Source organism: Microbacterium sp. B35-04, assembly GCF_010634885.1.
GTDB lineage: Bacteria > Actinomycetota > Actinomycetes > Actinomycetales > Microbacteriaceae > Microbacterium.
The window spans coordinates 24,172-34,400 of sequence record NZ_MWLP01000066.1 but is presented as its reverse complement, the minus strand read 5'-3'; the positions used below and the strand labels follow the sequence as shown (position 1 = coordinate 34,400).

11 protein-coding genes are annotated in these 10,229 nt (G+C 70.7%); 6 read left to right on the top strand and 5 right to left on the bottom strand.

Annotated elements, in window-relative coordinates; all coding sequences use genetic code 11:
* Positions 1-368 precede the first annotated feature (368 nt).
* From B1729_RS14760 to B1729_RS14745, 4 genes are all read right to left on the bottom strand, one after another.
* Positions 369-587 carry a hypothetical protein gene (locus tag B1729_RS14760; RefSeq protein WP_163633499.1) on the bottom strand — a complete coding sequence of 73 codons (219 nt, stop codon included), beginning with the start codon at positions 585-587 and terminating at the stop codon, positions 369-371.
* A 33-nt stretch (positions 588-620) separates the two neighbouring features.
* Positions 621-923, bottom strand: coding sequence for a hypothetical protein (locus B1729_RS14755; RefSeq protein WP_163633497.1), 303 nt, complete (start codon positions 921-923; stop codon positions 621-623).
* A gap of 113 nt (positions 924-1,036) precedes the next feature.
* A complete protein-coding gene (locus tag B1729_RS14750; RefSeq protein WP_163617490.1) occupies positions 1,037-1,945 on the bottom strand; it encodes a hypothetical protein in 909 nt (302 codons plus the stop codon).
* Positions 1,946-2,009: 64 nt separating this feature from the next.
* Entirely contained in the window at positions 2,010-2,702 is a 693-nt protein-coding gene (locus B1729_RS14745) for a phosphocholine cytidylyltransferase family protein (protein ID WP_163617489.1), read from the bottom strand.
* Between the two features lie 773 nt (positions 2,703-3,475).
* On the opposite strand from B1729_RS14745, the gene B1729_RS20810 reads away from it, so the two are divergent.
* Genes B1729_RS20810 through B1729_RS14730 form a run of 3 tightly spaced genes read left to right on the top strand, consistent with a single transcriptional unit; the run spans position 3,476 to position 6,365 of the window.
* On the top strand, positions 3,476-4,507 hold the full coding sequence (locus B1729_RS20810; protein ID WP_239539661.1) for an ABC transporter ATP-binding protein: 1,032 nt from the start codon (positions 3,476-3,478) through the stop codon (positions 4,505-4,507).
* Positions 4,483-6,048: a hypothetical protein gene (locus B1729_RS14735; RefSeq protein WP_163633495.1), complete on the top strand. Its 1,566-nt coding sequence runs from the start codon at positions 4,483-4,485 to the stop codon at positions 6,046-6,048. Before B1729_RS20810 ends, B1729_RS14735 begins: the two co-directional genes overlap by 25 nt.
* A gap of 50 nt (positions 6,049-6,098) precedes the next feature.
* A complete protein-coding gene (locus tag B1729_RS14730; protein ID WP_163617487.1) occupies positions 6,099-6,365 on the top strand; it encodes a DUF3039 domain-containing protein in 267 nt (88 codons plus the stop codon).
* Positions 6,366-6,413: 48 nt separating this feature from the next.
* Here B1729_RS14730 and B1729_RS14725 read toward each other — a convergent pair whose 3' ends face one another.
* Entirely contained in the window at positions 6,414-7,763 is a 1,350-nt protein-coding gene (locus B1729_RS14725) for a nicotinate phosphoribosyltransferase (protein WP_163633492.1), read from the bottom strand.
* A 41-nt stretch (positions 7,764-7,804) separates the two neighbouring features.
* On the opposite strand from B1729_RS14725, the gene murI reads away from it, so the two are divergent.
* The 3 genes from murI to rdgB all read left to right on the top strand — a co-directional run bounded on the left by murI (position 7,805) and on the right by rdgB (position 10,167).
* The gene (gene murI, locus B1729_RS14720; protein ID WP_163633491.1) at positions 7,805-8,632 is read left to right on the top strand and encodes a glutamate racemase; all 828 of its coding nucleotides are present in this window, start codon (positions 7,805-7,807) and stop codon (positions 8,630-8,632) included.
* A 102-nt stretch (positions 8,633-8,734) separates the two neighbouring features.
* Positions 8,735-9,490 carry a ribonuclease PH gene (rph, locus tag B1729_RS14715; RefSeq protein WP_163617484.1) on the top strand — a complete coding sequence of 252 codons (756 nt, stop codon included), beginning with the start codon at positions 8,735-8,737 and terminating at the stop codon, positions 9,488-9,490.
* 17 nt (positions 9,491-9,507) lie between these two features.
* Positions 9,508-10,167 carry an RdgB/HAM1 family non-canonical purine NTP pyrophosphatase gene (gene rdgB, locus B1729_RS14710; RefSeq protein ID WP_163617551.1) on the top strand — a complete coding sequence of 220 codons (660 nt, stop codon included), beginning with the start codon at positions 9,508-9,510 and terminating at the stop codon, positions 10,165-10,167.
* Positions 10,168-10,229 lie beyond the last annotated feature (62 nt).

Sequence of the window (10,229 nt, the reverse complement as noted above, 5' to 3'; positions counted from 1 at the left end):
ACCGGATCTCCGCCGCGTCGGCCGCCGCCCGCTCCCGCCGACCCGCCTCGAACCCGGCGACCAGCCGCATCACGCTCGCCAGCTCGGCAGGCAACGCGTCGTCACCGGGGACACCGGGGGAATCGAACGCAGGGGTGGCAGACATCACGACTCGCAGACCAGAGCGGAACAGGCACGGGAGATCCCGGCGCCCCAGCGCCGCGCACCCTGCCACCATCCCCGCGGCTCCGGCCGCACCCACTCCACCGCCCCGATCACTCGGAGCCCACCCATGTCATCGAATCTCTGAACTACACACTATCGCTGAAGTGAGTAGCAAGCAAGAACAAAGATACGAAGATTCGGCTGATTCAGTCGATCGACTTCTGTTAACGTTCCGGATCGACCTCGTCCACCGGCGTGACCGGGATCACGATCGCTTCGACACTGCCGCCGTTGAACTCTGGCAGCCCGATGGTCCCCAGACCGCCCAGATCGATGGGTGCGGCATCCGGAAGTCTCTCCGCGCCCGACTCCGTGCGCGCCGGCTCGGACGGCAGACCCGCCCACTCGGTGGGTTCTTCGGGACGCTGGCTGAACAGACCCATACGGCTATTCTCACCCCGGCAGGGTCGGCGGGGTCACATGCCGAACCTCCAGAGATACTCCTCGCCGTCGTCGGGACGGAGCCAGGCGATGGTGACGACGGCGCAGCCGGGCTCGGCGTCGCAGAGGCACAGTTCGGCCGTGTCACCCGGTGGCATCAGCCCCCAGTGCTCGGTCAGGGACGCCGCACCGGCGGCGACGAAGACGCGCACCACATCGAGCGGCAGGCGGCTGGCGTTGGTGACGAGCGGATGCCTGTCGTAGACCTCGTCGACACGCCAGGGCACCCGATAGGCGTGGGGCGGAGGGGGTTCGTCTGAATCGAGGGCGCGAAGCATGAGCGCCACGGTAGGAGCCGGCCCCGACGCGCAGGGAGCGATATACCGGCCACGACGGTCTCGCTGTGCAGAACCCTGCGAAGTGCCCCTCGGCGAGGTGCGGGGGAGGAGCCTCAGTCGGCGGAAGGAGGCTCGATCTCGCGCTTCCTGCGCCGGACGACACTTCCGACTGCCGCCGTCGAGCGTGTCACGCCGCCGACCACGACCTCGCCGGCGCGACGGATGCCACGTCCTGCGATTCGCTCGACGCGGTCAGCGCCCGGTCGAGGCTCCAACTCGGCCGGCAGCTGAAGCGGCGGCAGGCCGAACGCGCGCCGGGATCCGACGAGCACGCGCCGCCCCAGGATGTTGTTGCCCACGCCGCCGATGGCCGCACCGATCCCGAAGGGTAGCGCTTTGCCGATCCAGGACGCCCCGCCGCGAGCTGCGAACTGACGGATGAAGGTGGACTTGAGTCGATCGACGAGCGGCCCGACGGCGGCACGCGGGAGGGACGAGGTGATGAGCTCGCCCCAGTAGCCGGAGCGAGTCGGGCCGCGTCCGGCTGCCTGACCGGCGAGCTGCGCGACGAGGTCGACGCCTTCTTTGCCGAGCATGAGGGTCAGCACGAGCGCACGTGCGCGGTCGGGATCCGCGACCGGGATGCCGTGGACCTCCGCGACCGACTGTGCGAACAGCGTCGTCGCCTCGAGGAAGGCCACCGTCTCGACACCGCTGAGCGCCAGGGTGACGCCTGTGCCGATCCCCGGCACCACGGCGGTCGCGCCCACAGCAGCGCCGCCGGACGTGACGGCAGCGAGATACCGTCGCTCGAGGATGCGGACGATGTCGGCCGCTGAGGCATCGGGATGCCGCAGCCGGACGCTGCGCAGATGCGCGAGCACGACGGGCCGCTGGATCGAGAGCACCCGATCGAGCGCCCGGATGGTGAACGGGTGCTCGTCCGAGCCCGTGGGCGGCAGACCCCCCTGCCACGGCGAGTCGCCGGGCAGGGAGTGGATGCGGTGAACCTTCTCGCTCATCGCGCCGAGTCTATGCGTCCCCGGCCTGACGTCGGCTCAGGGTTGACACACCTGCGCGAAGGGGTCAGACGTAGAGATTCGCGCGCTCGAGGTCTTCGGCGAAGTCCACCTCGACGGCGTACAGGTCCGAGATGTCGAGCGGCTGGAGCAGCACGCCGTCTTCGGCGATCGCGAGCTCGAGACCGCGCTCGAAGTAGTCCTGATCGTCGACGCGCGTCAGGTGGCGCATGAACGCCTTCTTGTCGCGGCTCGAGATGTAGTTGATGCCGACGGCCTCGCCGATCCCGCCCTTGACGGTCTTCGACAACTCGTTGATGAAGCCCTCAGCCGTGACGGTGTACTTGACCTCTTCGTCGCTGACCTTGGAGGTGTTGACGGTGACGAACGACTGGTCGCGCTCGATGAGTTCGATGGCGCGACCGAGGACACGCGGGTCGAAGACCACGTCGCCGTTCATCCATAGCACGCCGCCCTTACCGGTCTTCGCGAGGGCGCGCAGCAGGCTCTTGGAGGTGTTGGTCTGGTCGTAGCGGTCGTTGTAGACGTAGTCCACGTCCGGGAAGGCCTCGACCACGGTCTCTGCGCGATAGCCCACCACAGTGGTGATCCTGGCGTCGCTGCCGAAGGCGGCACGAATGTTGTCGTGCTGCTGCTGCATGATGCTGCGGCCGTCGCTCAGCTCAGTGAGCGGTTTGGGAAGGCTGCGGCCGAGGCGCGAGCCCATTCCGGCTGCGAGGATGACGGTCTGAAGGGTCAAAAGTCTTCTCCTGAAGTGCGTGATTCACTGCCGGTTCACCGGCGCGACACCCCTTCGTGCCGGGACCATGCTATCCATGACCCCTGGGAAGGCGCATAATGTCGGGCTCCCGTTGCCGATTCGTGACATAACGCGATTGCCCGCGACGCGGCGACACGAACTGCCCCGGGATCAGACCCGCTTGATACGTTGGTCAGGTGACAGCCTCCCTCCCGGTGCCGAATGACATCGATCCGGATGAGCCGGACCGTCACTCCGATGCGCACGCCGTGCGCCTCGCGGACACGGTACTGCCGGCCACGGACAAGCCCCGCCGCCCGCCCCGCAAGCCGCGCTCGGACAAGGGCACGCCGCGCACGCCGCGCACCCCCGCGCGAAAGGCCGAGCCGCAGACCGATCCGGGTCCGCCGCCGCCCTTGCCGAGCGATCTCGAACTCGCCGCGAGCGCCGCCGCGCGCATCGTCGTCCCGCCGCGCCCGCCCCTCCCGCCGACCACGGACACACCGCCCGCCGACGCAGCTCCCGTACGCCCCCGCGAGACCGACCCCGAACTCGAATCCGGGCCGCCGGACGCCCGGGGCGGATCCTCCGCAGAACCCGCACGCGACGCTGCCAGCCCACCGGAAGCCCGGGGCGCATCCTCCGCAGAACCCGCACGCGACGCTGCCAGCCCGCCGGAGTCCGCGGTCCATCCCGCACCCGGTTCCGAACCGCAGGAAATCTCGAAGATCACGCCTCTTGCCGATTCCGCCGCGGTGGTCGATGCTGAGCCCGTGGTCGAGTCTGCGCCGGTGGCCGAGCCCGCGGCGCCGGTCGAGTCCGCGCCCGAGCGCGTTTCCGCGCCTGCGTCCGAGGCAGCGGCCTCCATCGCGCCCGCACCTACGCCTGCCCCGGACCTCGACCCCGGGACCCGGCGCGGCGTCCCGCCCGTAGCCGCGCCTCAGCCGTCGTCGGTCCCGCCCGTGGTCGAGAGCACCCCGGCCGTGGCGGGCACGGCGGCTGCGGCATCCGTCATTCCCGGCACCGCGGCGCTGCCCGTCACAGGCGGCGATGCGCTCGTGCTGCGCGGCGTCACCAAGCGGTTCGGCAGCACTCACGCGGTCGACGGCATCGATCTCACCGTGCCCGCCGGGACGTTCTACGGCCTGGTCGGCCCGAACGGCGCCGGCAAGACCACGACGCTCTCGATGATCGCCGGCCTCCTCGAACCCGATCGCGGCACGATCCACATCGGCGGGGTGGATGCCGCGGCCAAGCCGCTCGCAGCCAAGCGGCTGATGGGCGTCCTGCCCGATCGGCTGCGCACCTTCGACCGTCTGACGGGGCGCCAGCTGCTCTACTACTACGGAGTGCTGCGCAAGCTCCCTCCGGCCGTCGTCGAGAGTCGAACCGCGGACCTGGCGCGCGCATTCGATCTCGAGGACGCGCTCGGCCGGAGCGTGTCGGACTACTCGGCCGGCATGCTCAAGAAGGTCATGCTCGCCGGGGCGCTCATCCATTCGCCGCGCCTGCTCGTGCTGGACGAGCCGTTCGAGGCGGTCGATCCCGTCTCGAGCTCGATCATCCTCGACATCCTCTCGGCGTACGTGGCGCACGGCGGCACGGTGATCCTGTCGAGTCACGGCATGGACCTCGTCGAGCGGGTCTGCACCCGCGTGGCGGTCATCGTCGCGGGTCAGGTGCTCGCCGAGGGCACCGTCGCCGAGGTGCGGGGCGAGCTCACGCTCGAGCAGCGCTTCGTCGAACTGGCCGGAGGCCTCAGCGACGTGGAGGGCCTCGAGTGGCTGCACACGTTCTCCGACTGAGGATCGCGCTGCTCTTCGGCGCGCTCCGCGGGGACGCGGGGCACGTCGTCCGCGTCGTCGGCGCGCTGGTCCTCCTCCTCGCCGCGACGGTGGCGGCCTGCTGGGGCCTGCTGACGCTGCGGGATGCCGCCACCGAGGAGGTGCTGGCGGTCACCGTGCTCGGCGGCTCCGCGGTCACGCTCGGCTTCGCGCTCGCGCCCCTGTTCGGCGCGGTGGACGATCCGCTGGATCCGCGGCGGTTCGCGCTCTTCGGCCTGCCGCGGGGTGGGCTCGCAGCAGTGCTCGCCGTCGCCGGACTCATCAGCGTGCCGATCATGGTGCTGGTCGCCGTCGCCGTGTGCGCCGCGATCGTCTGGGCCGACCACGGCGTGCCGGTCGCCGTCGGCATCGTGAGCGTGGTCCTGGGAGTCCTGACCTGTGCGCTGCTCGCGCGCCTGTGCATGGCGCTGGCGTCGCTGTTCCTGCGCGAGCGGCGATCGCGCGAGCTGTCGGGGGTGTTCGTGCTCGTGGTGCTGGTGGTGGTGGTGCCGGTGGGCGTGTTCCTGGCATCCCTCGAGTGGCAGGGCGCCGTGCCGCCGCAGCTGCTCGCGGCCGTGGACGCGCTGGCCTTGACGCCGCTCGGGGCGGCCTGGGCGCTTCCGGGCGTGGTGGCCGTCGGCGGCGACGCCTGGCTGCCCGCACTCGTCGCCGTGGCGACCATCGTGGTGCTCGCCCTGCTCTGGGCCTGGGCTGTTCGACGGCTGCTCACGACGACCGAGCGGCCCACGACCGGCCGTGCGCGCGGCGGTCTGGGGTGGTTCGGCGTGGCACCGGGAACGCCGGGAGGCGCCGTCGCGGCGCGCAGCCTCGTCTACTGGTTCGGCGATCGCCGCTACGTCGTCAACGGTCTGGTGATCCCGTTCGCGGCGGCGATCACGGTGGTGCCGCTGCTCATCGCGGGCGTTCCTCCCGAGCTCGTCGCGCTGGTGCCTGTGCCGTTCGCGGCGCTCTTCCTCGGGTGGCTGCCGCACGACGACCTCGCCTACGACTCCACGGCGGTGTGGATGCACATCGCAAGCGGCGTCCGGGGCGTCTCCGACCGCGTCGGGCGACTGGTGCCGGTGCTCCTCGTCGGCGTGCCGCTGCTGGCGGTGGCAATTCCCGTCGCGACGACGCTTCACGGGCGGTGGGCGGTGCTGCCGGCGCTCACCGGTGTGTGTGCCGCGCTGTTCCTGTCCGGTCTGGGGCTGTCGAGCATCTCGTCGGTGGTCGCGCCCTATGCGGTCTCGCGGCCCGGCGAAAGCCCCTTCCAGCAGCCGCAGCGCACGAGCGCGGTCGGCGCGCTCTCGCAGGGTTCCGTCATGCTCGGCGCGCTGCTCCTGTCGACGCCGGTGCTCTGGTGCGGCTGGCTCGCGCTGCAGGGAGACACGGATGCCGCGGACATGGCGCTGTGGGGCGGCCTCGCCATCGGACTCGGCGTACTGGTCGTCGGCATCACCATCGGGGCGATCGTGTTCGAGCGTCACGGCGGGCGCCTGATGGAGTTCGCCGAGTCGACCTGACTCGTCCCGACGGACCCGACACCGGTCGGCCCCGACTACACTGACAGACCATGAGCACCCCGCTGGACAGCCCTGATCAGGGCGGCATCGCGACCCTCGATCGCGAGCTCGAAGAGCTCCTCAAAGAAGAGAACATCGAGCCGGGTGACCACGAGCGCTTCTCGCATTATGTGAAGAAGGACAAGATCCTCGAGTCCGCGATCACCGGCAAGCCGGTGCGTGCGCTGTGTGGCAAGAAGTGGACGCCCGGCCGCGACCCCGAGAAGTTCCCGGTCTGCCCGACCTGCAAAGAGATCTACGAGTCCCTCGGCGCCTGACACCGTCCGTCGGATCGCGCAGGTGCGAGCCCGCGCCGCGCGTGAGCGTCACTCTGCGTCGGCGTAGACCGTCGGGATGGCCGGGTCGGAGCGGCTGAGGGCGAGCGCGCGCACCGGAAGCTCCTCGCGCACGCGCGCGTGATGCGCCCGGGCGGCTTCCACGCCGTCGGTGCCCTCGAACGCGGCATCCGGTGCGCCGTCGGTCACGAGCGGCACCTGCAGCGGCCGCGCCCGCGGGTGCGACGCCCCCGTGTCGAGGGCTTCGAAGCCATCGGACACGACGATGAGCTCGCTCGTGGCCGTGCCGTCGTCCAGCGTGCGGAACGCCGCCTTGCGCCCGCCCTTCGAACCCTTGTCGGTCGACGCCTTCGCCACGCCGACCCACCCGCCGTCGTCGCCCTGCCGGGCGACCAGCTTGTACACCATCCCGGCGGTCGGGGTTCCGGACCCGGTCACCACCGAGGTGCCTACCCCGTACGAGTCGACGGGGGATGCCGCGAGGGCAGCGATCGCGTACTCGTCGAGGTCGCTCGTCACCGTGATGCGGGTGCCGGTCGCTCCAAGCTCGTCGAGCTGAGCGCGCACCTCGGCCGCGACGGTGGGAAGGTCTCCGGAATCGATGCGCACGCCCCCGAGCCCGGGGCCGGCGATGCGCACGGCCGTCTCGACGCCGCGGCGGATGTCGTACGTGTCGACGAGCAGCGTGGTGCCCACGCCCAGCGCCTCGATCTGGGCGCGGAAGGCGTCCTCTTCGGTGTCGTGCAGCAGCGTCCACGAGTGCGCGGCGGTGCCCATCGTGGGGATGCCCCACCGCCGGCCGGCTTCGAGGTTGGAGGTCGCGGCGAAGCCGACGATATATGCCGCGCGTGCGGCGGCGACCGCCGACCCCTCCGCCGCCCGGCGTGAGCCCATCTCGGCGAGGGGCCGGTCGCCCGCCGCCACACTCATGCGCGCGGCCGCGGTCGCGATGGCGGAGTCGTGGTTGAGCACGCTCAGCGCGAGCGTCTCGAGCACGACGGCCTCGGCGAACGTGCCCTCGATGGTCAGGATGGGGGAGCCGGGGAAGTACAGCTCGCCCTCGCGGTAGCCGGTGATCGAGCCGGTGAAGCGGTAACCCTCGAGGAAGTCGAGGGTCGCGGCATCCACCACCTTCTCGTCACGGAGGAACCGCAGCTCTTCGTCGGCGAAGCGGAAGTCGCGGATCAGCGACAGCAGCCGGCCGGTGCCCGCGACCACGCCGAAGCGCCTGCCCGCCGACAGCCGCCGGCCGAACAGCTCGAACACGCAGCGGCGGTCGGCCGTGCCGTCGCGGAGGGCCGCGTCGACCATGGTGAGCTCGTAGCGGTCCGTCAGCAGGGCGGTCGAGGCGCCCTCTCGCGAAGCGTGCCCGTGGGTCATGCGGGCCAGCCTAGTGAGCGGCTGGCGTAGGCTGGGGCATCGTGAACGACGCGCCGATCGGAATCTTCGACTCCGGAGTCGGCGGACTCACCGTCGCGCGGGCCGTCTCGGCCCAGCTGCCGCAGGAGTCGATCCTCTACATCGGCGACACCGCACGTTCGCCTTACGGGCCGAAGCCCATCGCGGATGTGCGCCGCTACGCGCTCGAGGTGCTCGACGACCTGGTGGCGCAGGGCGTCAAGATGCTCGTGATCGCGTGCAACACCGCGTCGGCCGCCATGCTGCGCGACGCGCGAGAGCGCTATGACGTTCCGGTCGTCGAGGTGATCAACCCCGCCGTGCGGACCGCGATGTCGACGACCCGCAACGGGCGCGTCGGCGTCATCGGCACCGCCGGCACCATCAGCTCGGGCGCCTACCAGGACATGCTCGGGGTGAACGAACGGCTCACGGTCTTCGCCCAGGCCTGCCCGCGGTTCGTGGAGTTCGTCGAGGCCGGCATCACCGGCTCGCCCGAGGTGCTCGCGGTCGCCGAGGAGTATCTGGCGCCACTTCGCCACGCCGGCGTCGACACCTTGGTGCTCGGCTGCACGCACTATCCGTTCCTCGAGGGCGCGATCAGCTATGTCATGGGGCCCGAGGTCAGCCTGGTGTCGAGCGATACCGAGACCGCGAAGGATGTCTACCGTCAGCTGGTCTCCCGCGACCTGCTCGCGGGTCCGGATGCCGACCCCCAGCACGTCTACGAAGCCACCGGCGCGTCCGCCGACGAGTTCCTGCGCCTCGCCCACCGGCTCATGGGCCGCGAGGTCAGCTCGGTGCGGCTGGTCCAGACCGGCGCCATCGATCTGCCGACGCGACTCGGCTGAGGCATCCGTGTCCCACAATCCCCGCACCATGTCCCGAAACCCACCGCTCCCGGCATCCGGAAGCGATCGAATTCGGGACATGCGCACCGTCAGAGGAGAGAAATGACCGACATCACCCGCGCCGATGGCCGCACCGTCGACCAGCTGCGTCCCGTCACCATCGAGCGGGGCTGGTCGAGCCAGGCAGAAGGCTCGGCCCTGATTTCGTTCGGCAACACGAAGGTGCTGTGCACCGCGTCGTTCACCAACGGCGTGCCGCGCTGGCTCTCGGGCAAGGGCAAGGGCTGGATCACCGCGGAGTACGCGATGCTGCCGCGCGCGACGAACGAGCGCAACGACCGCGAGAGCGTCAAGGGCAAGATCGGCGGCCGCACGCATGAGATCTCGCGCCTGATCGGCCGGGCACTGCGCGCCGTCGTCGACACCAAGGCGCTGGGTGAGAACACGATCGTGATCGACTGCGACGTGCTGCAGGCCGACGGAGGCACGCGCACGGCGGCCATCACGGGCGCATACGTCGCGCTGGCGGACGCGATCGAGTGGGGCCGGCGCAAGAAGTTCATCGGGCAGAAGGCGCAGGTGCTGTTCGACTCGGTGTCGGCCGTGTCTGTCGGCATCATCGACGGCGAGCCGATGCTCGACCTGGCCTATGTCGAGGACGTCCGCGCCGAGACCGACATGAACATCGTGGTCACCGGTCGCGGTCTGTTCGTCGAGGTGCAGGGCACCGCCGAGGGCGCGCCCTTCGACAAGCGCGAACTCGACGCCCTCCTCGAGCTCGGCGTCAACGGCTGCGTCGACCTGCGCACGCGCCAGCTCGCCGCGCTCGGCGAGGGTGTCGCCGGGGGCGCGGCATGACCGCCCACCCGGACGACATGGCGGATGCCATCGCCGAGGCGGAGGCCCAGACTGCCGCCGATGCGGACGGCGTCGTGCGCCAGATCGTGCTCGCGACCCACAATCGCCACAAGGTCGAGGAGTTCCAGGCGATCGTCGCGATCACGCGGCCGGATCTCGTGGTCGTGGCCTACAACGGCCCTGAGCCGGTCGAGGACGGTGTCACGTTCGCCGAGAACGCGCTGATCAAGGCGCGGGCCGCGGCGGAGTACACCGGCCTGCCTGCTCTCGCGGACGACTCGGGCATCTGCGTCGATGTGCTCGGCGGCGCGCCCGGGGTGTTCTCGGCCTACTGGGCAGGACACGCGAAGGATGCCGCGGCCAACCTGAATCTGCTGCTCGACCAGCTGTCCGACATCCGCGATCCGCACCGCACGGCGCAGTTCGTCTCGACGATCGCGTTCGTGGTGCCGGGGGACGCCTCGCGCGAGAGCGTGGTGGAGGGCGTGTGGCCCGGTCGCCTGGCGGAGGCGGCCGCGGGCGAGGGGGGCTTCGGCTACGATCCCATCTTCATCCCCGACGGGCAGGCGCCCGACGCCGAGCGGACGGTCGGCGAGTGGAACGCCCTCGAGAAGAATGCGGCATCCCATCGCGCTCGCGCCTTCGAGGCGCTCGCACCGCTGCTCGCCGAGCTCTGACCCGTCGCCGGCGGTGCTGCGACTGAGAATCACGATCATTCCCGACTAGCCGGATCGGGCCG